Origin of the sequence: Chryseobacterium sp. SORGH_AS_0447, from assembly GCF_030818695.1 — a bacterium.
Lineage (GTDB): Bacteria > Bacteroidota > Bacteroidia > Flavobacteriales > Weeksellaceae > Chryseobacterium.
Genome location: NZ_JAUTAR010000001.1, coordinates 1675869 through 1700438, shown reverse-complemented (window position 1 = coordinate 1700438; position 24570 = coordinate 1675869). Strand labels below are relative to the sequence as shown.

The 24570-nt window shown below is 38.9% G+C and carries 25 protein-coding genes, 1 pseudogene and 1 riboswitch; of the genes and pseudogenes, 18 read left to right on the top strand and 8 right to left on the bottom strand.

Annotation, left to right across the window (positions count from 1 at the left end; all coding sequences use genetic code 11):
- Nucleotides 1-47 precede the first annotated feature (47 nt).
- Together QE422_RS08025 and QE422_RS08020 are read left to right on the top strand one after the other, a co-directional pair.
- Nucleotides 48-539, top strand: a complete 492-nt coding sequence (locus QE422_RS08025) for a DUF456 domain-containing protein (protein ID WP_307456545.1) — start codon at nucleotides 48-50, stop codon at nucleotides 537-539.
- A 12-nt stretch (nucleotides 540-551) separates the two neighbouring features.
- Nucleotides 552-1049, top strand: a complete 498-nt coding sequence (locus QE422_RS08020) for a hypothetical protein (protein ID WP_307456544.1) — start codon at nucleotides 552-554, stop codon at nucleotides 1047-1049.
- Here QE422_RS08020 and QE422_RS08015 read toward each other — a convergent pair.
- Both QE422_RS08015 and QE422_RS08010 read right to left on the bottom strand, forming a co-directional pair.
- Complete coding sequence (locus QE422_RS08015; protein ID WP_307456543.1) at nucleotides 1036-1677, bottom strand: uracil-DNA glycosylase; 642 nt, start codon at nucleotides 1675-1677, stop codon at nucleotides 1036-1038. The genes QE422_RS08020 and QE422_RS08015 overlap by 14 nt on opposite strands.
- Nucleotides 1678-1949: 272 nt before the next feature.
- The gene (locus tag QE422_RS08010) at nucleotides 1950-2459 is read right to left on the bottom strand and encodes a GNAT family N-acetyltransferase (protein WP_307456542.1); all 510 of its coding nucleotides are present in this window, start codon (nucleotides 2457-2459) and stop codon (nucleotides 1950-1952) included.
- Nucleotides 2460-2545: 86 nt separating this feature from the next.
- On the opposite strand from QE422_RS08010, the pseudogene QE422_RS08005 reads away from it, so the two are divergent.
- The 3 genes and pseudogenes from QE422_RS08005 to QE422_RS07995 all read left to right on the top strand — a co-directional run bounded on the left by QE422_RS08005 (nucleotide 2546) and on the right by QE422_RS07995 (nucleotide 5752).
- A pseudogene (locus tag QE422_RS08005) lies at nucleotides 2546-4694 on the top strand (DNA mismatch repair protein MutS).
- A 6-nt stretch (nucleotides 4695-4700) separates the two neighbouring features.
- The gene (locus QE422_RS08000) at nucleotides 4701-5192 is read left to right on the top strand and encodes a YcxB family protein (RefSeq protein ID WP_307456540.1); all 492 of its coding nucleotides are present in this window, start codon (nucleotides 4701-4703) and stop codon (nucleotides 5190-5192) included.
- 50 nt (nucleotides 5193-5242) lie between these two features.
- On the top strand, nucleotides 5243-5752 hold the full coding sequence (locus QE422_RS07995; protein WP_307456539.1) for a YcxB family protein: 510 nt from the start codon (nucleotides 5243-5245) through the stop codon (nucleotides 5750-5752).
- A 63-nt stretch (nucleotides 5753-5815) separates the two neighbouring features.
- Here the strand turns inward: QE422_RS07995 and QE422_RS07990 are convergent, their stop codons facing one another.
- Nucleotides 5816-6919 carry a GEVED domain-containing protein gene (locus QE422_RS07990; protein ID WP_307456537.1) on the bottom strand — a complete coding sequence of 368 codons (1104 nt, stop codon included), beginning with the start codon at nucleotides 6917-6919 and terminating at the stop codon, nucleotides 5816-5818.
- 361 nt (nucleotides 6920-7280) lie between these two features.
- Between QE422_RS07990 and QE422_RS07985 the strand changes: the two genes are divergently transcribed.
- From QE422_RS07985 to QE422_RS07970, 4 genes are all read left to right on the top strand, one after another.
- Nucleotides 7281-7688, top strand: coding sequence for an ATP-binding cassette domain-containing protein (locus tag QE422_RS07985; protein WP_307456536.1), 408 nt, complete (start codon nucleotides 7281-7283; stop codon nucleotides 7686-7688).
- On the top strand, nucleotides 7676-7942 hold the full coding sequence (locus tag QE422_RS07980) for an ABC transporter ATP-binding protein (RefSeq protein ID WP_307456535.1): 267 nt from the start codon (nucleotides 7676-7678) through the stop codon (nucleotides 7940-7942). The genes QE422_RS07985 and QE422_RS07980 overlap by 13 nt, the downstream gene beginning before the upstream one ends.
- A gap of 30 nt (nucleotides 7943-7972) precedes the next feature.
- The gene (locus tag QE422_RS07975; protein ID WP_307456534.1) at nucleotides 7973-8773 is read left to right on the top strand and encodes a hypothetical protein; all 801 of its coding nucleotides are present in this window, start codon (nucleotides 7973-7975) and stop codon (nucleotides 8771-8773) included.
- Between the two features lie 61 nt (nucleotides 8774-8834).
- Nucleotides 8835-9022: riboswitch (cobalamin riboswitch) on the top strand.
- A gap of 108 nt (nucleotides 9023-9130) precedes the next feature.
- On the top strand, nucleotides 9131-9514 hold the full coding sequence (locus QE422_RS07970) for an acyl-CoA thioesterase (protein ID WP_307456532.1): 384 nt from the start codon (nucleotides 9131-9133) through the stop codon (nucleotides 9512-9514).
- A 257-nt stretch (nucleotides 9515-9771) separates the two neighbouring features.
- Here the strand turns inward: QE422_RS07970 and QE422_RS07965 are convergent, their stop codons facing one another.
- Nucleotides 9772-10362, bottom strand: coding sequence for an HD family hydrolase (locus tag QE422_RS07965; protein WP_307456531.1), 591 nt, complete (start codon nucleotides 10360-10362; stop codon nucleotides 9772-9774).
- A gap of 315 nt (nucleotides 10363-10677) precedes the next feature.
- Here QE422_RS07965 and QE422_RS07960 point away from each other — a divergent pair, with 315 nt between their 5' ends.
- From QE422_RS07960 to QE422_RS07920, 9 genes are all read left to right on the top strand, one after another.
- Nucleotides 10678-12012 carry a cytochrome P450 gene (locus tag QE422_RS07960; RefSeq protein WP_307456529.1) on the top strand — a complete coding sequence of 445 codons (1335 nt, stop codon included), beginning with the start codon at nucleotides 10678-10680 and terminating at the stop codon, nucleotides 12010-12012.
- Between the two features lie 218 nt (nucleotides 12013-12230).
- Nucleotides 12231-12560 carry a PadR family transcriptional regulator gene (locus tag QE422_RS07955; protein ID WP_307456527.1) on the top strand — a complete coding sequence of 110 codons (330 nt, stop codon included), beginning with the start codon at nucleotides 12231-12233 and terminating at the stop codon, nucleotides 12558-12560.
- Nucleotides 12561-12570: 10 nt separating this feature from the next.
- A complete protein-coding gene (locus QE422_RS07950; RefSeq protein ID WP_307456526.1) occupies nucleotides 12571-14295 on the top strand; it encodes a PspC domain-containing protein in 1725 nt (574 codons plus the stop codon).
- A gap of 318 nt (nucleotides 14296-14613) precedes the next feature.
- Complete coding sequence (locus tag QE422_RS07945; RefSeq protein WP_307456525.1) at nucleotides 14614-15216, top strand: 1-acyl-sn-glycerol-3-phosphate acyltransferase; 603 nt, start codon at nucleotides 14614-14616, stop codon at nucleotides 15214-15216.
- Between the two features lie 97 nt (nucleotides 15217-15313).
- A complete protein-coding gene (locus QE422_RS07940) occupies nucleotides 15314-15748 on the top strand; it encodes a PaaI family thioesterase (RefSeq protein ID WP_307456524.1) in 435 nt (144 codons plus the stop codon).
- A gap of 463 nt (nucleotides 15749-16211) precedes the next feature.
- Nucleotides 16212-17240 carry a hypothetical protein gene (locus tag QE422_RS07935; protein WP_307456523.1) on the top strand — a complete coding sequence of 343 codons (1029 nt, stop codon included), beginning with the start codon at nucleotides 16212-16214 and terminating at the stop codon, nucleotides 17238-17240.
- A 158-nt stretch (nucleotides 17241-17398) separates the two neighbouring features.
- A complete protein-coding gene (locus QE422_RS07930; RefSeq protein WP_307456521.1) occupies nucleotides 17399-18547 on the top strand; it encodes an RNA polymerase sigma factor in 1149 nt (382 codons plus the stop codon).
- A gap of 14 nt (nucleotides 18548-18561) precedes the next feature.
- Nucleotides 18562-19464, top strand: a complete 903-nt coding sequence (locus tag QE422_RS07925; RefSeq protein ID WP_307456519.1) for a hypothetical protein — start codon at nucleotides 18562-18564, stop codon at nucleotides 19462-19464.
- 21 nt (nucleotides 19465-19485) lie between these two features.
- Nucleotides 19486-20454, top strand: a complete 969-nt coding sequence (locus tag QE422_RS07920; RefSeq protein WP_307456518.1) for a chorismate-binding protein — start codon at nucleotides 19486-19488, stop codon at nucleotides 20452-20454.
- Nucleotides 20455-21170: 716 nt separating this feature from the next.
- On the opposite strand, the gene QE422_RS07915 is transcribed toward QE422_RS07920, so the two are convergent.
- The 4 genes from QE422_RS07915 to QE422_RS07900 are packed head-to-tail and all read right to left on the bottom strand — an operon-like array spanning nucleotide 21171 to nucleotide 24482.
- Nucleotides 21171-21365 (bottom strand): hypothetical protein, encoded by a 195-nt coding sequence (locus tag QE422_RS07915; RefSeq protein ID WP_307456515.1) that lies wholly within the window; start codon nucleotides 21363-21365, stop codon nucleotides 21171-21173.
- A gap of 5 nt (nucleotides 21366-21370) precedes the next feature.
- Nucleotides 21371-21973 carry a MarC family protein gene (locus QE422_RS07910; RefSeq protein ID WP_307456513.1) on the bottom strand — a complete coding sequence of 201 codons (603 nt, stop codon included), beginning with the start codon at nucleotides 21971-21973 and terminating at the stop codon, nucleotides 21371-21373.
- A gap of 44 nt (nucleotides 21974-22017) precedes the next feature.
- The gene (locus QE422_RS07905) at nucleotides 22018-23757 is read right to left on the bottom strand and encodes a BatD family protein (protein WP_307456512.1); all 1740 of its coding nucleotides are present in this window, start codon (nucleotides 23755-23757) and stop codon (nucleotides 22018-22020) included.
- Nucleotides 23757-24482: a tetratricopeptide repeat protein gene (locus tag QE422_RS07900; RefSeq protein WP_307456510.1), complete on the bottom strand. Its 726-nt coding sequence runs from the start codon at nucleotides 24480-24482 to the stop codon at nucleotides 23757-23759. The genes QE422_RS07905 and QE422_RS07900 overlap by 1 nt, the downstream gene beginning before the upstream one ends.
- Between the last annotated feature and the right edge of the window lie 88 nt (nucleotides 24483-24570).

Below are 24570 nucleotides of genomic sequence, written 5' to 3'. Positions count from 1 at the left end.
TCAGAAGAGCCGCTTTTTTTATATCTTGCATAGTATAATCAAATCTCATGGACGTCGTATTAATTGAAATTCTTTGCCTGGTCTTGTTATTTTTAGGAATCTTAGGAACCTTCCTTCCGGTCCTGCCGGGATTGTTATTAAGCATCTGCGGACTGCTGATCTATAAATTCGGGACCGACGCAGACCTATCGATGATCTATGTCTGGGTATTTGTGATCCTTACCGCCGCTTCGGTGGTTTTAAATTATGTAATTCCGGCGAAAACCAACCAAAAGTACGGCGGAACGCGCTGGGGAAGCATCGGATCAATTGTCGGAACCATTGTTGGTATATTTTTGCCTATCCCTCTGGGATTTCTTGTGGGGATGTTTGCCGGCGTTTTCATCGGGGAACTTCTTCATGACAGCAAGGATATGACAAAGGCCTGGAAATCAACAAAAGGCGCCTTCATCGGATTTATTTACGGTACGGGCTTCAGTCTTGTCGTAGGAGTGGCCATGTTTTTGGTGGTACTTTTCAATATGCTCAATATTATTTAAAAAAAAGAAATTATGATACCGCATAAAGCCTTACTGCTGAGCCTCGGTTCACTGTTTTTAATGAACTGCAATGCTCAAAAAAAGAATAATAAGATCAAAGTGGATACTGATAAAAACCAGGTGAATCATGTGAGTAAATCAGATAAGACCATCCTTTACTTTAACGAAGGTGAAAACCGTTTCCTGAAAGAGTACCAGATGAACGTAACTTTCAAAGGAATTTCCGAGGACAGCCGCTGTCCGAAAGACGTGAACTGCATCTGGGCAGGCGTTGCCGTAGCGCAGGTTGAAGTGGTGGGAACCGCAACCCGGCCGATGACATTGGAGATCGCCACAATCGATAATACATCCAGAAACTATCATGCGTCGGCTGTATTTAACGGCTACACCTTTTCTTTAGCGGATGTCCAGCCTTATCCCGGAGCGGTTGACGGAGCAAAGGCCCTGAAAGGAAAGTACAGAATCGGAATTATTATTACGAAAGGCGGTGATCCGTCTACCATGAAATAGGTTTCTTTCCTTTTGAAATAAGATATTCATTGATTTTAGAAAAAGGTCGGCTCCCGAAAAAACCCCTATGAACCGAAAATGGAGAAGGGTGCGCAGATTTTAAAATAAAATGTTTGGCCGGATTAATGAGTTCGGCCTTTTTTTGGGCAAAAGCGCCCCAAAGCACAAATACGACATTTTCTTTTTTATCCGAAATTTCTTTAATGATAAAATCGGTAAATTTCTCCCAGCCGATATCTTTATGGGAATTGGGTGAATGGGCACGCACCGTTAAGGTCGCATTTAACAATAAAACACCCTGTTTGCCCCAATCGTCTAATTCTTTTGAGGTCCTCACTACGCCTACGTCATCTTTCAATTCGATGAAAATATTTTTCAGCGAAGGTGGTGCCGTTACCTGCTCCGAAACGGAAAAACAAAGTCCGTTCGCCTGATAATCGTTATGGTAAGGATCCTGCCCGAGGATTACAACTTCAATATCATCAAAAGGCGTAATTTCCAGCGCCCTGAAAATCTGGCTTTTCGGTGGAAAAACTTTGGTCGTTGCATATTCCTGCTTTACTTTTTCCCAAAGATTGGTAAAGTATGGGGTATTTTTTATCGGGGCTAAAACTTCAGTCCAGGTCATAATTTTAATTTGAAAATGAGTGAATTTGAAAATCACTCCAATTATTTTTTAATTAATTTAAAATATTCGTGGAAACATTTTTTCCTAAGGAATATATTGGTGTTTACGGAACAATATCAATTTTCTTGCCTTTGTCATTATGACTATCCGAGATCACTTTTCAAGCAGATTTATGATTTCTGGATGATTATTGGTAGTATATGTAATTTCGGATGACAGATTCATTGTGCTTCAGTTTATGGATGATACAAATATAATAATTTTCAAAACGGCTATAAAAAAGTCTTCAGACTAAAAACGAGATTTTCCGGGAATCCTTCGTCCTCCCCTCCCTCGCCCAAGACGAAATGATGCTTTAAAAGAAGCTGTTTGGAGTTTTCGTTATCCTGATGGGTCATGGCTACGATTTCACCGAGATGCAGTTTGTGAAAAGCAAAGTCTGTAATGGCCGCCAAAGCTTCCGACATGATGCCTTTTCTGTGATATTCCGGCAGTAATTCGTAGCCCACCTCAGCAACTTTCCGGTCTTCCGAAAAATTCCACAGGCAGATGGTTCCAATTAGATGAGACTGGTCTTTCAGGGAAATCCCCCAATAAAACGTCTCATTATTTTTAGTCCGTTCCCGGATGGTGAGAATAAACTGCAGCGCGTCGTAATTGTTTTTCGGAGCGTTTCTTTGCACAAATCGATTGATGACTTCATTGCTCCGTATTTTCAGAATATCATCAACATGGCTTTCGTTAATTTCTTTCAGTTGCAGTCTTTTGGTTTCCAGTTTCATATATACTCTGTGATTATAGATATTTTCAAATACCCAAATTAACTCATTTTCAAACTAAATTCACATTTTCTCACTAAATTTGCATTGTGTATATAAATAAAGAAGATTTAAACGAATTAGAGTTTCCGCAATTGCTCGCGGAAATCTCTCCTTTTGCTTATTCTCCGAAGACGAGGGAAAAAATTCTCGAGCTGCGTCCGATGGAAATCGACGAGGCCGAAATTTCCCTGAAAAAAACGTCTGAATACCTGTCGAGTTTTGAAAGTTCAAACGCAGTTCCGTTTGACGAATACGAAGATATCGAAAGTGAGCTGAAGCTTATGCTGATCGAGAACTACCGTCTTGAAAACAGCGCTTTCATGAAGATCAAAACCCTGACAGAACAGATCGGAAAACTGCAGAAGTTTTTCCCCACCATGCCGGAAACCTTCCCTACGCTGATGGAAGATGTTTTGGTGCTTGAATTCAAAAAGGAAATCATTGATAAGGTAGATAAAGTTTTTAACCGTTTCGGAGAAGTAAAAAGTGAAGCTTCACCCATCCTGAAAGGGTTGAGAGCCGAAATCCAGATTGCTAAAAAAGCGATCCAGGAAAATTTCAACCGGGCTTTGTTCAATTACGGGCAAAGTGAGTTTCTGGATGACATCCGTGAGACGATTATTGATGACCAGAGGGTATTGGCCGTAAAATCGGGATTCAAGAAAAGGGTTCCGGGAAGAGTGCTGGGATTATCCAAAACCGGATCCATCACCTACATTCAGCCCGATTCTGTGGTTAAGCATTATTTCAAGCTGAAAGAAAGCGAAGAAGAAGAGAAAAAGGAAATTGACAAGATCCTGAGGAAACTGACGGCCGAACTTGCCGAGTTCCAGCCTCAGCTCTGGAGATACCAGAAATATATTTTCGATCTTGACCTGACGAGGGCCAAAGCGAAATTTGCAGAACTGATCAACGGGGTTTTACCGAAAATCAACCGGCATAAGACGCTGCGGTTAAGAGAAGCTTTCCACCCGCTCCTGTTTCTGAGAAATAAAGCACAGAATAAAACGATTTTCCCACAAACGCTTACGTTAACGGACCATAACCGGATTATCTGTATTTCCGGACCGAATGCGGGAGGAAAATCCATCACACTGAAAACCGTAGGTCTGCTTCAGCTGATGATCCAGAGCGGAATCCTGGTTCCGACCCATCCGAAATCGGAGATGTTTTTCTTTGATAAGATCATGACCGATATTGGAGATAACCAATCCATTGAAAACCATCTTTCCACCTATTCTTCCCGACTGAAGAAAATGGGCGGAATCATCCGTGAAGCCGATGCGAATACGCTTCTGCTGATTGACGAATTCGGTACAGGCTCCGATCCTGAACTGGGTGGTGCCCTGGCAGAAAGTTTCCTTGAATTTTTCTACGATAAGAAAAGTTTTGCGATTATTACCACCCACTATACCAACATCAAACTGGTGGTAGAACAGCTTCCGAACGCCCAGAATGCAGCAATGCTCTTTAACGAAGAAAACCCTGGAACCGATGTATAAGCTGGAAGTCGGACAGGCAGGAAGCTCCTTTACTTTTGAAGTAGCGGAGAAAAATAAAATCCCACGATTCATCATCCATTCCGCAAAGAAAAAAGTGGAACATGATATTGTCAACCTGGATAAAACCATCGTCAAGCTTCAGCAGGAAAAATATGAAGTGGAAAAACTGAAAACCGATCTCGCAGAACGGAAGGAATCTGTAGAAGACAAAAGGGATAATCTACAGAAACTGAACGATCAGCTTCAGCAGAAACTGTACAATTTCCAAAAACTGTATGAGGAAGAACACCGCAAATTGCAGTTCGGAAATAAGATCGAAGCTTTTATCGACAGCTATGTAAAAGGAAAATCCAGAAAAGATGTGGTGAAAGATTTTGTAAAGATTCTTGAACAGGAAAAGTTCAGGAAGATCGGTGCGGACAAGGATGAAAGCAAACGACTTCAGGTGGTGAAACGCAAAATTACCCAGCAGCTGAAGAAAGAGGAAGTAATCGAAAAAATTGCAGAAACCAACGAGAAGCTGGAAGAAAAACGTAAAACCGACCGTGCGCTCTGGCTGAAAGAAGGTCAACGTGTACGGATTATCGGAAGCACCAGCGTTGGAACCATTGAAAAAATTTCAAGGAATAAAGTGATTGTGAATTATGGAACCTTTAAGACGACGATCAATGCGGATGAGCTGGAAAGAATTTAATCTTGTATGATAACGGTAAAAACGCAGATCTGTTTCAGGGATTTCCTGATTTTCCATGTGAAAAGCTCGTTGCTTCGCCTCATTGTATTTCCATCAGCTCTGCTGGTATTTTTTATCATCAAAGAATCGGTGGACGGCAGCACGGAAAGAGAACTCCTGCAATCGGCTTCGATGTGGTATACCATTTTGCTTTTGTTTATGGTGGTACGTTCTTTTTTCAGTGTACGGTTTGCGTTTAATTCAAACAAGAATATCCAGGAACATATTATCTATACTTTTACGGAAGAAAAAATCCGGATTCAGGGAGAGACTTTTGACGGAGAAATGGCCTGGAGTTCCGTTTATAAGGTCAAGGAAAATAAAGACTGGTTCCTGATCTATCAAAGTGCGAAGGCCATGAATATGGTTCCGAAAAAATTTTTTACCAAAGATCAGGTTTCAGAACTGAGAAGAATTATTAAAACCAATAAAGTAAAAGCGAAACTCAGAGAAGATTAATTTTAATACAAGTTCAATATTACTCGGTTAATAAATGATATTGATAAACGATGAAAATAAAATATAAAATTTCACAAAAGGAATATATACGACTTATGTATTTCTTAGCCTACAGAAAACCCATTGTAATAGTGACTTTATTACTTGGATTTTATATGATTTATTTGGATATAAAAATCATTATTAGTGGCCAGCTTAATTTAATACCGATTTCATCTATTTTATTTAATATTTTTATATTGTTAGGAACATTCATTTTATATCCTTTATGGTATTATTATAAGTTCAGAAAAGATTATCAAACAAACAAAGTCATTTCATCAGAGACAACATCCCTATTTAAAGATGATATTATTCAGGATGTTGCCGAAAGCTTTACGGTTGAACTGGCATGGAACAATATTTACAAAATAGAGGAACTTAAAAACTGGTTTTTGTTTTATCATAGTAAATCTACCTATGGATTCTGTCCCAAACGGGCAATGACGAAAGATCAGGTTTCAGAACTTAGAAATATGATCAAAATAAATCATATCAAAGCGAAACTCAGAAACGATTAATTCTGGAAAACATAAGAAGCGGATCAGTGATGATCCGCTTCTTTATTTTAAACCTTCTCAATCTTATTCTTTAATAAACTTTAGTTTTGAGATATTGTTGTTATTCTTGATCTGAATAAAATAAGCCCCTTTTACCAGATCATGAACCTGGACTTTCTGATCGGAAATTTTCCCTTTATTTACCAATTGCCCGGCTGTATTGTAAATTTCAAATTCAGTTCCTTCGATTCCTGAAATATTCAAAACATCCGAGGCCGGATTGGGATAAATGCTGATGTTCTTCTGTTTATTAATTTCGTTGGTAGAAAGGTTCGCAGGTGTTAACAGATAAACCCCGTAATCCTCCACTTCGCCGTAACTGAAAGTTCCGCAGGCGGAAGAAGTTGTAACGGTTTCACTGATCATCACTCTCATGCTCACCCCGCAGGTTGTTCCTGTCTGGAAAGCTGTCGGCGGAACATTAAATGTTGCGGTGGCCGTTGATAAAGCGGAAGAACCGGAAGAAAGCATCATTTCCGATGACTGGAAAATTCCATCGCCGTTAAAATCGATCCAGGCCCTTACATATACGGGATTGGGAGATCCTACCCATGTCTTGGAAACGGAAATCTGGTTTCCCGTACTGCCGATCATCAGTTGCACTTTCCGGGTAGGATCAGGCCGGTAATCCGTATAATTGGATGTTCCGGAATTACTGACCATCGGAGAAATACCGCTTCCCGTAGGTGTAACCGTCACGTTAGACATATAAGCTACATTGGCATTTAAGGAAGATGCGGCGCAATAATTCATGTATAAAGTGGTAAAAACTACGGATTCGGACCACGCACTTGTCGTGGGAGAACCGGAGCATACTTTCGCTACCTGCACTTCGTAGGTGGTACACGGAGATAACGCGGTTAAGGTAAAAGCACTAATGGAAACCGATGTAAAGGTCATCCAAGCTGTAGCCGGATACTGCCTGAATCTTACCATATACGAAGAAACAGTAGGATCATTCGTCCAGCTTACCGTTCCCGAGGTCATGGTAATATTAGAAACCTGTACATTGGAGGGAGCAGTATCGCAGAGATAGCAGTATCCGGGCTCTCCCGCCGTTAGATTTTTGCTGTAAAACAATGAAATTCCTGAAAGGAAAAGAAAGAAAAAAAGTAGTTTTTTTGTCATATTTAATGGTTTAGATTGTTTTCAAAAGTTATTATTGCCTAAAGATAATCAATAAATCACAAGTTTTAGTTTTATTATATTTGAATATGATAAAAGACCTCAAAATCCTTTGGATATTTTATATCAAACTGCTGATCCCGACGGTATTATTTTCATTGCTGTTAGCCTTTCAGACGGGTTTAAATATCGGTAATTTCGGGTTCTGTTTTCTTGTGATCTTCCCTTCCTTTCATTTTTTAATTTATGAACTGAGATTAAAGCATGAATATGTGTTTTTTGCCAATTTCGGTTTTTCAAAATTATTTCTTTGGATCACCACGGTTTCAATTGGTTTCGTTATCAATCTGATCTCTAAATTTTTATGAGTATATTACATATCGACAGCGTTACAAAATCCTTTGGCTCAAAGAAAATTTTACAGGATGTTTACCTGACTTGTGAAACAGGAAAAGTTGTGGCTTTACTGGGAAGTATCGGTTCAGGGAAATCAACCTTACTTCAGATTATTTTCGGAACCATGAAAGGGGATTCGCAGTTCATTAAGTTTAATAATAAAGTTTTAACGAAGCAATCCGATAGAAAAAACAGGATTGCCTATCTGCCGCAACAGCCGATGTTTCCGAAAAACAGTAAAGTTAAAAATCTGATCCCGTTATTCTGTAATCGGGAAAATACCCTTAAACTTTTTAATAATAATCTTATCAAGCCATTCCTGAACAGGACCGTCAGAATCTTTCCGGCGGCGAAAGAAAGCTGGTGGAAGTACTGACGATCATTCATTCCGAAGCTGAATTTATTCTGCTGGAACAACCTTACAGCGGCCTGTCTCCCATTCTTACTGAAAAAGTGATGAAAACCATAAAAGAAATATCAAAGGACAAAGGATTTATTATTTCGAATTTTATGACGGAATATGCGCTGGAACTTTCCGATGAAATTTACTTTCTGCATGAAGGAATTTTAAAACAAATAAAAGATTTAAACGAATTACAACAGCATTATTATCTGCCGAAAAGCATTTAATTTATATATTTGAACTGTTAAAAAAATTTCATGATGATTTCCGTACATAAAGCATTCTACCTCTCCGTTTTCAGTCTGTTTTCCATCGCTTTTGCCAAAGGCCAGAACAAAGTTCCTTTTGGCGTAGTAAAAGCTGAAGAAGGGTATGCCATGGTACGGGTTCATAAAGATGATTACCGCAAGATCATCGACAAGATCCGCATGAAAACAGGGGATGTCTTTATCTATGAAAAGCCGGCACCGGGAGAAACCGAATGGATATGGATCAAATATCCTGAAAGAGAAGACACCGAAAAACCTTTTGTGCGGTACGACAGCATTACCAAAGAAGGGATGGTGAATAAAAACCGGGTGGTTTTCGTAGACAAGCTGCCGCAGTTTACCCCTTCCAAATCCAAAAACGGAAAATCCCTGATCTTCACCGATGATTCCAATCCAAAAATCCCGGGAAATCAGAGAACCAAAGTGATCATTGATGTCTATCCGTCTTACGCCAAGATCAAAAAGCAGGAAAAAGATGCTGAGGGAAACATCATCAAAGTGGATAAAGTAAAAGCCTGGGGGGTAGGAAAAGAGCTTCCTGAAGATTTAACCGAAATTAAATCCGTTCGCGTGCAACAGCCGGGACGGGGCTCCGTTTTTGTAAGGGATGCCATCAAAAACATGTTCCAGCCGACCATGGATTTCAATAATGTCGGGGTGACAGCCATCGACAATGACCATATTTTCCTTTATATGATCAACGGTTCAGGCCAAAACAGATACACAACGATCTGGACCATCAAACAGGGAAAGGTCGAAAGCCAGATCATTTTCAAAAACCCCGAATAATTCATCAATAATCACTACTTTTGCCAACGGAAAGCCCTGGAATTTGCTTCACAGCTATATTTTGAGCTTTTCAGAAACCGGTTCTGCTTAGCTGCAGATTAAAAGGGAACCGTGTGCAAATCACGGACTGTCGCGCAACTGTAAGTAACTGAAGTCTTTATTAAGAGTCCACTGTTCTGTCTCAGACGGGATGGGAAGGAAATAAAGATGTTACAAGTCAGGAGACCTGCCTTTTTCTTTACAATAAAAACTTTCGCGATCTGAAGTTTATTGATCTAACGGATGTCCGGAGATTCCCGTCTCTGCTGTTTTCTGTTGTGTCGATTTATTTCATTTCGCTTTAATTAATAATGAAATATGACGATAGAAGAAAGAATTGAAAAGTCCGAAACCCGAATTTTTAAAGCTGTTTTCCCCAACACGACCAACCATTACGATACGCTTTTCGGAGGCACGGCCATGCAGCTGATGGACGAGGTGGCTTTTATTGCAGCCACACGGTTTGCCAGAAAACGCGTAGTAACGGTAAGCAGCGATAAGATCGATTTCAACAGGTCAATTCCCGCAGGAACGATCGTTGAACTGATCGGAAAAGTGGTTCACGTAGGAAAAACAAGCCTGAAGGTAAATGTGGAAATCTATACGGAGCAAATGTACTCTTACGAAAGAGAGCGGGCTATTGTAGGTGATTTTACCTTCGTGGCGATTGATGAATTTAAGAAGCCCATCCAAATCCTTTAAATAAAGTTCCGGCAACCTTTCGCCGGAACCCATACTTCTCATGTTTTTTAAGGCGTTTCGGCGGGCTTTGCCCGCCGAAACTTTTTATTTTAAGATGAATTTCTAATAATATCCATTAATTATTTAACCAGAAAAGAAGCCTAATGACTTGAAATTTTTCTAATAAACAATAACTATTTGGTACTCGGAATAATTTATAAAAAAAAACTTCCAGCCTCCAGCTTCCCTCACCAACCTCAAGCGGAATCAATTTTATATTATTTCATCACCTTTTCCGTTTCCAGATTTTTGATCAGCAGCAATTGGAAGGCTTCTCCCAGCTCATCTGATGCTCTGCTGATGGCATTTTCAAGCATATTCCGGATCTGTTTTTCGGTAACGCCGGCTTCGGTCCAGCTTTTTCCGGAAGTATGGGAATTCAGGATAAACGGCATAATCCTGTCGATGGCACACGCAAAAATGGCATCCGGTGTCTGCTCTTCTTCAAATTCAAGCCACAGGTTGAAAAATTCGGATCGTAAAGGCTCGTCCAGAATACCGAAAATCTTCTGAGCTGAAATTTTTTCCCGTTCAAATTTCCCGACCATTGCCGCTTCATCAAATATAAAAGTATCCCCGGCTTCAATTTCCACCAGGTCATGAATAGACAACATGCGGATCACCCTCAACAAATCGATATCCGCCCTGTTTTTTGCGTATGGAAAAAGGATCTGGGCCAGAATAATAATCTGCCAGGAATGTTCTGCCGTGTTCTCCCTTCTCGAATCATCCGCGTTATAGTTTCTTCGCTGCACATTTTTCAGGGTGTCCACCGCCAGGATAAAATCGATTTCTTTCTGAATCTTCATCGTTGGATTTATATTTTATTTAGTGGAATGTTCTTTTATAATGCATCAGTGTCTGCATCACAGATCCATTTTCAGTTACAAAAATAAGGCTTTTAACAGTAATCCTGCTGTAAAGATGATCAGACAAAATGTAATCGATTTAAAATTTTTTTACTTCAGATATATCGGATAGCTTAAATTTCAGGTCTTCTCAAAATATCTTGTGAACAACCAACGTCTACGTAAATTTTAATCTCATGGCAATGCATAACATATCATACGTTTTATGTATTTATTATCAGAGATTAGTCGTATTTTTAGAATAAATTTTTCAGCATGGCTCCGAAATTCAATTACCCTACCGAAATCAAAGGAAAAAGAAAGCTCTACTCTCTGTTTAATGGAGTGAAAAATCCTTTGGGGGTAATCAGCGGGAATCATGTGCTAGCAGGAGACAGCTATTTTCTACGGGCAAGCTTGACGAATAAAAAGCTTATTTTCTCGCAGGATAAAGAATTTGTAGAGTATATTTTAAAGCAAAACCACAAAAACTATTTCAAATCTGAAATACAATCTGTTACTTTAGGTAAATATATTGGTAACGGCCTGCTTACCAACAACGGAAAAGATTGGCTGCAGCAGCGGCGACTGATCCAGCCCGGCTTCAGCAAGATTAAAATTACAAACCTGGTTTCTATTATGGATGAGGAGATCGAAAAAGCATTTCAGCCATTTGATCAGGAACCGGAAGTAGATCTGTACGACTTTTTTCATACGCTGGCTTTTAATATTGTGGCCAAAACCCTGTTCAGTTCGGATATTGAAGAAACTGAAATAAAGGAGTTGGGAAAAATCATTACCGAAGTTCAGGAAGTTTTTGCAAAGGAAGTAAGGATTCCGCTTTACACCCAGATTTTAAGTTTGTTCGGCATTATCGGCAAGACCATTAAAAAAAGCGAAAAAGCAAAAGCCATTATTCAGCGTGTTCTGGACAAGCGGCGGAATTCAGGGGAGGAAAAAAATGACCTGCTGGATATGCTGATTCAATCCAGATACGAAGATACAGGACTCCCAATGTCCGATAAGCAGCTGGTGGATGAAATGCTGATCCTTTTTATTGCCGGGCACGAAACGACGGCCAATGCGCTAAGTTTTATCTTTTTCGAAATCAGCCAACATCCCTATGAAGCGGAAAAATTACGGCAGGAGATTGAAAACGAAGGTGAAAATGCTTTCAGCACTGAGAGCTTGATGAAAAAGTCTTTTACAATGAATGTCATTAAAGAATCCATGAGGCTGCATCCCCCTGCCTGGGCTATTGACCGTCAGGCATTGGAAGACGACCGATTCAAAGACTATTCATGGGAGAAAGGCACGTTAATTATCCTTTACATTGCCGGCCTGCATCAGAATCCAAAATATTGGGACCATCCCACTTCGTTTATTCCTGAACGTTTTGACGATGAAAATGCAAAGAATTTTGCCTACTATCCTTTCGGAGCAGGTCCACGTCTTTGCATCGGCGAACATTTTGCGATGATGGAAATGGCACTCATCGTCCGTAAATTCTACAAAAAATACAATTTTCAATCATATCAGAAAGTGTTGGAGAAAAAGGCATTGGTCACTTTACGAACCACAAGCCTCCCAGGTAAAATTACTAAAATTTAGCCTGAATTTTCTGGTCTTCCCAATTTCTTAATTTTATCATTAAAAATAATTTAATTGATTATCAGTCACTTAAACAATTAATTAATATTTTTTCACTACTTTGTATTGCATAATACCATTCTAATTACATATCTTTGTAATGTAAAATCGAAACAGGTTCTGCTAGCTAGGTTCCGGGTTTCGAAAATTATATAACTAATTAACAAAACTTATTAAAGATGAATACCGAAAATACCAAAGCGCAAATGCGGAAAGGGATTCTGGAATTCTGTATTTTAAGCCTCATCAATCACCGCGAAATGTATGTTTCTGATTTAATTGATGAACTGAAAAAAGGAAAACTGGATGTTGTGGAAGGAACCCTCTACCCTCTTTTAACAAGATTGAAAAACGGAGAGTTTCTTTCGTACCGATGGGAGGAATCTACAGGAGGACCACCCCGGAAATATTACCAGATCACAGAAAAAGGTAAACTGTTCTTAGGCGAACTTCAAAACACCTGGAACGAATTGACAAATTCAGTTAACCAAATCACTCAAAAACATTAAAAACAAAGCTATGAACAAAACACTCTCAATAGGACTTGCAGGTTTTTCTTTTACGATAGAAGAACATGCTTACATAAAACTGAGCGACTACCTGAATGCGCTGAGAAGCTCGCTGGATGCTTCGGAGGCTGATGAGGTAATGCACGATATAGAAATCAGAATGGTGGAAATTTTCAGAGATTCCATGGCAAAACGGGAAGTAATCAATGATACGGATGTAGAAAGAGTTATTGCCCAGATTGGAAGCCCTGAAAAAATCGAAGAGCAGGAAGAAGCTTACTATTCTGAAAAAAACACAAAAAAAGCAAGCAGCACAGGAACCGAATATTCGGATAAAAAACAATTGTTCCGTGATCCTGAAAGACAAAAGCTCGCGGGAGTCTGTGCCGGTCTGGCCTCTTATTTCGGCATGGACATTACGGTAATGAGACTGATCTGGGTAGGCGCATTCCTATTCCTTTGGGTAGCACCGGGATCTTCTTTTCTGGTAATCCTGCTTTACTTTATCCTTTGGGCCGTACTTCCGCAGGCTGAAACAGCATCCGATTTTCTGAAGATGAAAGGAAAACCGCTTAATTTTGATAACCTAAAGGAAGAATCCAGCAAACTGGTACAGTTTGCGAATGAAACCACAACAAGAGCAGGCGAAATCTATATCGAAAACAAACCTTACATCAATAACGCAAGCAGCGGTGTATGGAATGTTCTAAAATACATCATGGGTGCATTCTTCGCTTTGATGGCTGTAGGATCTATTATCGGGGTGTTTGTCGTGTTCGGGCTTTTCGGGATCGATTCCGATTTTCCGGGTGCCAGTGAAATCAAATTCTATTTTGATGACAACGGATTGTACAGCGTACTGACAGCAATGATTATCATCGGATCTCTTATTCCTGCACTGATCTTCAGTTTATTAAGCATCAAGATTTTCTCTCCGAAAACCAAACTGCGAAATGTTGGCTGGGTACTGGGGGCTTTATTTCTTACGCTGATCGGACTGGGAACTTATTTCGGGGTGAGCATCGCAAAAAGAGAAATGATTTTCAAAGGTCATAAAGAAGATACGGAAGAAATTTCCATCAATACCAAATCGGATACGATTTATGCGGATTTCAAACAGGTAACCATTCCTCAGAACTTCACAGCTTATGATGACGATCTTTATTCCGACAGGGTTTCCGTTTACCATAAAGACTGGATCCATGTGGATGTAACAAGAAAGGCCGATGTAAAAACACCCTATCTGATCATCAAAAAAGAAGCAAAAGGATATAATCTTCCACTGAATGTAAGTGTTCCGGTAGATATCATTGACAATAAGATCATCTTTCCGAATTATATCAAATATCCTTACGATCACCGATTCAGAGATTACAGCATAGACTATGAACTGGTACTTCCAATGAAAACCGTAGTTATTCCGGTAAAACAGGACGGCATCAGCTTTTACGGGGATCTGAATGCAGATGGCATCAATGACAATGACCAGGATAGAGACGAGGACGGCAACATCAAGATTGAAAAAAATAAAATCACCGTAAACGGCTCTACGATCGAATACAATTCAGGTGACGAAGACCAGGACAGCATCATTGTAAACGGAAAAAAAGTAGCCAGTGATGAAGCAGACCACGTAATCGACTCGATGAAACACAGCATCAAAAAGATGAAAGGAGCCAATATCGACTTCAAAGTAGATAAGGATAAAAACGAAATTTCCATACAAACCAAATAACTAAACTTCAGAGAGTGGCAGAAGGTGTGAGTGGATAACACAACCGTTTGAAATTCACACCCTTCTTCTCTCAGAAAAAATGAAAAAATGTAAAAATTTAATTCTTCATATCAAGAAAAATATTTACATTTGTGTAGTAAAAAATAATAACCGAAACACTCATAAAAAATATTAAACAATTATGGTACAACTGGCATTAGAAATTGTAATGAAAATTGTTGATTTAATCAGCAGTCTGTTTTAAGAGCGATAATATTTCAATATATTTGTAAAGTATAACCACTTTGGTTATACTTTTTTGTTTTTAACCGAAATATTATGAAAAAGCTGATTGGCAAACTGCTATTAAAATTAATGGGTTGGAAGGTCGTTCTACAGGGCGATGCAAGCAGCCTGGACCGATGCATCCTGGTCGTGGCGCCTCATACCCACAACATGGAATACATCCTGGGAAATCTTGCCTATTGGTCGTTGGGAAAACCGTTGAAGATCATCATTAAAGATGCCCATACCAAGGCCTGGTACGGTGGAATTGTAAAAGGGCTTGGCGGAATCGGGATCGACCGAAGCCGGAAAAATGACCTGATTAATTTTGTCGCAGAACAATTTGCAAAAGACGATTTCAGTTTGGTGATCACACCGGAAGGTACCCGGAGCTGGGTTCCGAAATGGAGAAAGGGATTCTACCATATGGCACTGGCGGCAAAAGTGCCGATCGTTCTGGCGGCAGGAGATTTTAAACGAAATACCGTTTACTTAGGATACACCATTCCTTACGAAAGAATTGCTTCCGTCCCTTTTACGGAAATCATGAAAGAAATTCAGGATTATTATATTAAAAACGATATCGGACCGAAAGTTCCGGAAAACTGGAACCCCAATATCATGGGAACCGATTCCGAAACAGCAACTAGCAACTAGCAACTAGCAACTAGCAACTAGCAACTAGCAACTAGCAACTAGCAACTAGCAACTAGCAAAATTACTCATTACCCATTATTTATTACTCATAAAAAAGATGTATACTAAAGATAAGACGAAGGAAGAAATACTGGAATTCATCAACAGCTGGGGCGAAGAAACTTTCGCTAAAACCCTGGAAATCCATTTCACGGATATTGATATGGAAAATGAAACCTTAACGGCTACAATGCCTGTTTTACCAAGAATCCATCAGCCATTCGGGATCATGCACGGCGGGGCAAGCTGTGTGCTGGCCGAAACCATGGGATCAAGCCTGTCCAATATCTTTATCGACAGTGAAAAATACTTTGGGGTGGGAACCAACATCAATACCAACCACCTGAGAAGCAAAAAAGACGGAACGGTAACTGCGGTTGCCCGGTTTATTCGTAAAGGAAAGACCATGCACGTCTCCGAAATCGAAATCCGCGATGAAAAAGACGCGTTGATCAGCCACACCACCATGACGAATACCATTATTCGGAAGTAAGGTTAATGGAATAAAATACGAAGCTCAAGTTTTTTTGAGCTTTTTTTTATGTGCTGACTGCAACCTTTTTATTTTTGTGCATCTTATAGGAAACTAACAACCATGAAGACTCTTATTTTATCTTTTCTAATTTTATTGATATTCGGCATTCCGTATTTATCCTCGATGAATCAGTATGTAATAAAAATCGCGATGACGAACAATTTTTATTATAAGAACAATATCCAGACTTTTCCTACAGATTTTAATTTGTCTTTTCGTTCAGGATTTAACTATGCTTGATAAATCAGCAGACAAAATCTTTTTGTCGATAAGACTGGATTATTATCAGAAAAACAAAAACTATCAATCCGAAAAATATATTTATAAATGTTTTATCTCAGTTTTATTGCTACGAATTAAAATATTTTCAAAAGCACTGCAACCTTTTCATTTTTTTTCATCTTATAAGAAATTAATAACCATGAAGACTTTAATTTTACCTTTTTTACTTTTACTCACTTTCTGCATTTCATGTTCACCTGATAACACTGACGCTTTAGAAAAAAACGTCACTTCACATGACGTATACGTGGCGGGGATGGAAAATTACAAAGCTTGCTACTGGAAAAATAATATTAAAACAAATCTTTTTTCTCCAGATAGTACTACTGCCAATAAAATCATCGTAGAAAATAACAATGTACATGTTCTCGGAAAAACCCGTACGAACTTTAATGGCAGCTATTATTACTGGAAAAATAATATACGGCTGAACTTAGAACAATATCTAGGCATTCCAGCGGGGCATTACTATAAGATTTTAGATATAGCAGTTGATGGTAATGACACTTATTTTATCGGATATTATGATACGCTTTCACCCGTCGCTGTTCAAAGATATGCTTTTTGTCTTTGGAAAAACGGGGTAAAGACAGAGCTTAATACATCTGACAATATTATTTATGACGATTCGAAAATTAGTGTTTTTAATCATCAGTCCTATATTTCTGCAACAATACGAAATGCCGGTACAACTGAGTCCGGGTATTATGTAAATTCCGTATTTCACACAGTTCCTGGAATCATCCGTGTGTGTAATTTTACAGAAACCTCATCGGGAATCCAGTTTCTTTATATTAAAAATTACAATTACTATTCCATGCAATTATCTACCAATACAGAGATTCTTGCTGCGAATTTTTCACATCCTATTTTTACCTTTGGTAAAATTTCCGGAGAAAAAACTTCTGCTGACTATTATATAACAGGAAGAATGCTGATGAATAACTTTTATTATAAAAACGATATTGAGACGACATTCCCTTTGGACCCGGACTACGAGATTATTCAAGATCTTTTTGTTCTTGATGGTAATATATATGTAATAAAGCAAAAAGGTATACCTTTCGCAAGTAAAGTATACATAAACAATAATGAGATACAAAGCATTACTAATCCTGCTAATACGGTTGTAAATGCATTTAACTCAGTTTTTGTTGTCGTGAATTAAAATATTTTTCAAAAACACTGCAACCTTTTCATTTTATTTCATCCTTATATTATAAAACCAAATTTTTGTAAAAAATTATTTCGTATCCTTTTTATTAAATTTACCTTTATCCCAGGCAGTGCTGGGATGGGGTGAATTTAAAAATTAATATTATTTCGATGGGAAAACAATTGGTTATTGTTATCCCGAATAAAAATATGATACAGAATACCAATAATTTAGACTGGCAGAAAGTCTACAGCCAATATTCCCCGAAACTTTTGGGGATTTGCCGTAGATATATCACGGATATTTATACGGCAGAAGATATTGTACAGGACAGCTTTATGAATGCCATTCAGAAAAACAATCAGCTGAACGATGAAAAGGCATTATTTGCATGGCTGAAAAAAATTGTTGTTAATAACGCTTTACAGCACATCCGCAAATACAGCAAACATACGTTCGTCGATGCGAAACCCTCAGAAATCCCAGATACCTACGCAGACATGGACCATCCTTTTTCAGAAGAAAAAAACATTTTCATTTACGACTTTACGCGTGAAGAATTGTTATCATCGATCGACAACCTTCCGCCCCACCATAAATCGGTTTTTAACCTTTTTTTTATTGAAAACCATTCGCACGCCGAAATTTCCGGACTGCTTGGTATTACAGTAAATACATCCAAATCTCATCTTTTGAGAGCTAAAAAATCGGTTCAAAATTATTTATTGAACAACACGATCAACCAGAATACCCCGAAAAAGAAAACGGCACAGTTGCTTGTCATCTTTGGCCTGGGCGGATTGCTCTGGGCGCAGACATTCAAAAGTAAATTTGCAGATTTTCAAATTTCCCCTTCAAAAAGCTTTGAAATTCCATCCGGCAGTATGGGAAAAATTTTAATCCTTCCCTCCTCAAATGCTGCCATGCAGAAAAAAGGAATCATCGCAGGAACTGTTCTGATCATTATTATAATATCAATTTTCCTGATGCGGCCTGGAAACGGTTTTTTAACCGCTCGTCAATCTGCATCCTCGTCGGTTTCATTGGATAACAATCAAAATACTATAGAACATCCCCAGCTAAATAAAGCAATATCGGGTTCAGATTCAATACAAAATTCAGTCAGCCAACAGCTAAAAGAAGCATCGTCTGAAAATAACGGGCAGAACAATACTCCAAAAATTCAGAATGAAGAAAAAGTAATCAGCAGACAACACTCTAAAAAAGGCATTACCGGAGATTCTTTAGCAGAACCATCGCAGAAAGTTATGGTCGTTAAAAAAATCATTAAAAGAGATACTATCTTTGTAGAAAAATAAACTGCCGACAGACCATGATGCTCAGAAAACTCGTATTGCTTTTATCAGTCTTAACGGTAAGCCTTTCATTTGCCCAAAACCGTAAAAAAAAGAAAGTGGATACGGTATATATCTATGAAAAAGTAGTTGTTTATGATACGGTCTACCGTTTCAAGCCTTTACCGTCCAGGCTGAAAGACCTGATCCTTCCCGAATTGAAAGTTGAAGAAACAAAATTCGTACGGAATGTTTACAAAGAAGAAATCGATCGGCAAAGGGCTTCCAGAAGGGCACAATTACGGAGACCTGCGACTTTTCTGTACGGAATTGAAGGCGGAGCAGGCTTAAAAAACACAAACTGGACCACAGAAAATTCAGGGAACAACAACCAGTTCGGAGAATATCTTGGGTTTTGGGCCTCTAAAAGTTTTTTCAGTTCCCAGTTTTCAGTGCAGCTTTCTGCAAATGTCTATCACTGGAATTCCTCCTTCGATCTGGATGCCAACAAGGAAGATACTTTTTTTAACGGATATTATTTTACGAAAGATAACCAGCCACTCTTATTCCAACGATTTAACAATAAGCATTTTGAATATTCGGTTCAGCTGAAATTCATGTATAACTGGAGAAATATCCGCCCTTTTGCCGGGATCCTGGTGAATCGCAACACCTATAAGATGCAGTTTCTGGTACCGGAAAACAATGTTCTGAACCGGGTGGATGATTTTAAATCCAGCCAGACCAACCTGGGCTTTGCATTGGGAATTCAATACCGTATTTTACGGAGATTCCTTTTATCCGCAGAATATCAGCAATATGCTTTAAAGAATTTTTCATTAAAAAATGCTGACTTTGATTTTGAGATTTTTAAGACGAATAATACCTTTGCAGAAAGAAAAATAAGTTTCGGAATTTCCTATATCCTTTCGAAGCTCTGATTTCTGCAAATCCCTTAAACAATGATTTATTTCAAATTTCCATTCGACGAAACACTGTATTCCACAGACAAAGGTTCCGGACAAAAAAAAATCGGGTTTTATGCTTTTGACGGTTCAGACCCATTAGAATTTGCCGGAAATGTGGTTGAAATAAGTCCGGAATATTTTGCAGATACCGTTATTTCAAGCAAGCACCTGCCCGAAGGTACAGCTGGATTCGTTGCCGAAACCAAAGATGAATACCTAAACCAGCTTGAAAATGTAATCGGGGTAATTAAGGAAAACCATCTTCCAAAACTCGTCTATTCAAGAAGAAAGATTTTCAGGGAATTTCAGGAGATCGACCTCAAAAGCAGCTTTAAAAACCTCTGCACATCATATCCCAATGCTTTCAGGTATATTTTTAATGATGGCGAACATTCCTGGATGGGTGCATTCTCCGAAGTGCTGGGAAAATTCAACAAGACAACCCATGAATTTGAAACCATGAGCCTTGCCGGTACACTGCCGGTTTCGGAAAACTGGTCGGAAAAGGAAATCGAGGAACAGAAACCGGTGACCAATTACATCCGGACTATTTTAAATAATTATTCTGAAAATGTAGATGAATCCGGGACCTTTGACCATATTTCTGGAAACATCAAGCACCTCCGCACCGATTTTAAGGCAAAGATACAACCGGAAGATCTAGATGCTCTTATTCAGGTGTTACACCCTACCCCCGCCGTTTGTGGTATTCCGAAAGAATTCTGTAAGGAAAGCATTCAGAAACTTGAAAAATTTTCACGGGAACTCTATGCCGGCTATATTAAAATCGAAACGGAAGACACCGTTCAGTATTTTGTGAATCTCCGCTGTTCCAGGCTTTATCAGGATTCCGTTCATGTGTTTGTTGGCGGTGGCATTACCGCGCAAAGCAATCCTGAAAAAGAATGGATTGAAACCGAGCTGAAATCCGAAGCGGTATTAAAGAACCTTGTTGTTTTATAATTCATTTCCGGAATGTCATGATAAGCAAACGGTGGCTGAGGCAGTCTTCACCATGCAGGAAAAATATAACCACAAAGTCACAAAAGTTTTTTAGCACATGAGTCACATTAGATTTTAGTTTTAAATATTGCGCATATTTTTAGAGCACAGAAGAGAGAAAATCGAAGATTTTCGGTTGAGTGAAATCTCTAATATTATGTTTAGATCCCTACGGGATGACAACGTGGTGTTGTTTTTTAACTCATGTTTCCTGACATACTATCTTAATTCACATCTTTTTATATAATTATCTAGATACACGGGGCGATGACAACGTTGTGTTATTTTTTTAACTCATGTTTCCAGCATCTTGTCATTCCACAGGAATCTAAACCCGAATCTTTCCACGCAATTTTATAATATGATATCTAGGTTACCATAGGGGTAACAAACTTTGCATTGAAACGCGGATGCTAATTTCATCCTATATGGTAGAAACGGAAGATTTCCATTGGAGGAGCGAATCCTGAATCATAATTATTCCCTGTGAAATTCTGTGGAATCTATTGAAAATAAAACAGTTTTGCAACCCTGCTGCAAGTTTGGCTAAAGCCCTAGTGAAAATCGATCTCATAAGCGGACTAAAGTCCGCTCCTATTGATAATCAACCTCAGCTCAATATAACAAAAAACCTCCTTCAAAATGAAAGAGGTCTTGTATCTGTAAATTTTTAAAATTTATTTCTTTATGCCTATTTTACTCCAGGTATTCATTACGAACAGCAGCATCAGTCCGATAACGGCTGAAGCAATAGAGAATACGAACTTCGAGTTATCTTCGGACAACATATCCGACTGCCAGTCCAGCGCATACACATTGATCGCAATAAACACGATAAACACTACCAAAAATACTTTATAAAACTTCTGCATGATTCTTAAAAATTAATATAATTCTGCACCAATTGTGCAAAGTTTGCGGTAAATAATTTAATTGAAATCGCCAACAGGATAATCCCGAAAACCTTCTGTAAAATGGCCAATGTGGCATCCCCCATTTTCCTTTCCAGCCAGGTCGCAGATTTCAGCACCAAATATACGAAAATTGTATTGAGAATGATTCCGAAAATAATATTAATATCATGAAATTCAGCCTTCAGGGAAAGCGTTGTCGTTAAGGTTCCGGCACCTGCCACAAGAGGAAAGGCAATCGGAACAATGGAAGCCGCCTTCACTTCGGAAGTTTTGTTGATCTCAATCCCCAAAATCATTTCGAGGGCAATGATAAAAATCACAAAAGCACCTGCAATGGCAAATGAATTCACATCCACGCCGATAAATTTCAGAATTTTGTTCCCAACGAAAAGGAAAACCAACATAATGGCGCCTGCGGTAAGCGTCGCTTTTTCCGCTTCGATCTGTCCGTATTTCTGCTGAAGGCTTACTACAATAGGAATAGAACCGATGATATCAATCACGGCAAAAAGCACCATAAAACAGGTTACAATTTCTTTTATAGAAAAATGATCAAAAATATCCATCAATCTGTTATTAAAAATTTCGCAAAAATATGAAAATAAATTGATTATTTGCTAATTCTTGAATACAAATTAACAATGGCCGTTAAAAGCTCATCCATCGCTTCCGGTGATTTTACCGGTGCATACTTTTCCATCTGCACACGCTGGATAAGGCTTCGGTATTCTTCAGCGAAAGCAAGCCCGTGATGATTTTCCAGTGTACTGCTGAAATCGCTTACAGATCCGCCTGCATATTGTTTTCTTACCTCTCCGTCCAGCTCATCAAAAGCCTGAAAGAACCGTTCATAGTCCGAATTATCCTTAAGATTTTCCAGATAGCTGAAATAATCGTTGATATCCGTTTTCTGTTTCTCTCTGATTTCTCTCTCGGTTTCCTCAACAGATCCCGTTGGTTCTGGAGTTGCCGTTTCTTTAACAGATCGGTTTTTTCTTTGCCATGTTTTGAATCCCAGATAAGCAAGAAACAATCCAAGCAGAATAGCAATATTGGTGAAAAGGATGTTCCAGTGAAACTTGCTTTTTTCTTTTACTTTCAATGAGGTTGTTTTCAGAACTGGGGTGTTTACCGTTTCCAGGAAGGTGTTGGTGTATTCATTTACTTTCTCAACAGTAGTACGCGATTCAAGAATCTGATCGTGGGAAAAAGCGTTCACAGCCAGTGATTGTTCGCCAAGATCCACATATTCTTTGTTTGAAGGATCAAAAAATGCGAAATGCTCTGTTCTGATGGTTATTTCTCCTGCTTTTTTAGGAATTACAAGATAATTGGCCAGTACCTCTCCTTTCATTCCCTCGGTTCCTACCAATACCCGCGATGTAATCTTGGGAGCGAAAACTTCATAATCCGGAGAAGCCGCAATCTTTGGAATTTCCATACTTTTAAGATTCCCTTCACCGGTTACTTTTACCAATACATTCATGGGCTTCTTCACCTCTACTTTTTCTTTTGAAATATTGGCAACACTCACGTTGAAATTTCCGACGGCATTTTTGAAACATTCGGGTGAACCTTCAGGAAGTTTTTTTACGTTGATCTTTACCTTGTTGGAAACAATCTTGTCCCGATGGGAATAAGAATTCAGAGAAGCGGAAACACCCGGAACGTCTACATAGCCTGCTTCATTAGGAAAAACCATAAAAACGGCCAGGATCTGTGAGGCCATGCTGCCGTTATCCGACGGATCGATTTCGGATCTGGCAAAACTGATTGGAAATACATCCAGGTTTTCCTGCTCAGGAAGATGAATGTTTCTCACCTTCCTCAGATTATCCATATTTTTAGAATATACCTTTAATACGGCAACGGTTGGCTGATCCTGATAGACTTCACGGTCATCAATTTCCATATTCAGGTAAACGTCTTTTGAAGTATTGGCTGCCGTCGCAGTTTTCTTTTCCAAATCTTTAACGAGAATTTCGAAAGGTTCGGTTTTATAAATCTTATTGTTGATAGTGATTAGGAATGATCCTATTTTCAGTTTCCCTTTCTGTTTTGGTTCAAGAGCAAGCCTGGTCACTGATTGAGAAACTACCGTATTGGTTTCCGGATCCATGAATGCATTGTTTACAGATCCTGTTCCGATTAGATTGAACTTGGAGAAATCCGGCAGACGAAGTTTTGTCTGCGGATTATTTTCACTACCTGAAATTTCAAGAACAATACTCAAGTTTACGATATCTTTCCCATTGTAGGTTGTCTTATCCGGCGTTACGGTAAGGTTTACCTGCCCGTAAGAAATTACGGAAGTAAAAAGGATTAATATGTAAATAATTCTGTTCTGCATCACCAATCTTTCTCGTTGCTCTCGGGCATCGAATAAGAATTTTTATTTAAAATTCTTCTGGCGGTTTCTTTTTCTTTATCGCTTACTTTATTGAGTATCTGATTTTCGAGGCCTTTGGGAATCTTCCCTTCATTATTCTGGTTCTTGTTAGGGTCATTTCCCTGCCCTTTTCCCTGATTCTGCTGGCCCTGCCCCTGATCCTGCTTCTGGTCTTTAGGGCCTCCTTTCTGATCATCATTTTGTTGCTGGTCTTTACCACCGCCACCTCCTTTACCGGAGTTATTCTTCTGCTGTTGCTTTTGCTGGTTTTCCTTTTCTTTCAGTTTCGCAATTTCGTAATTTTTTCTTGTTGCTTCGCTGTATGGGTTTTGCTTCAGGGATAGCCTGTAAGTTTCCGCTGCCTTTTCCGGCTGCTTCATCTGCATGTACGTATTCCCTAGATTATGAAGAGCAGCCGCTTTATCCGGAAGGGTCTGCGCCAGCTTCTGCGCTGTCTCAAATTCCGCTTTTGCCTCTGCGTATTTTTTGCTTTTATATAATGCGTTTCCTAAATTGTAGTGCCCTGTAAAATCTTTGCTGTTTTTCCGGATCGCTTCCAGATACTTTACCGAAGCACCGTCATAATCTTTGCCGTTAAATTTTTCATTCCCTTCATATACCAGCGTGCGGTATTTTTCCTGGCCAAACAGGAAGCCTGAACACAGGAAAGCAGTAATAAACGACAAAAAAAAGATTTTAGTATTCATCAAGTACAAAATTATTCCTTTATATGTTAATAAACAGCGTTTTATTTGTTAAAACTAGGTTAAAGTA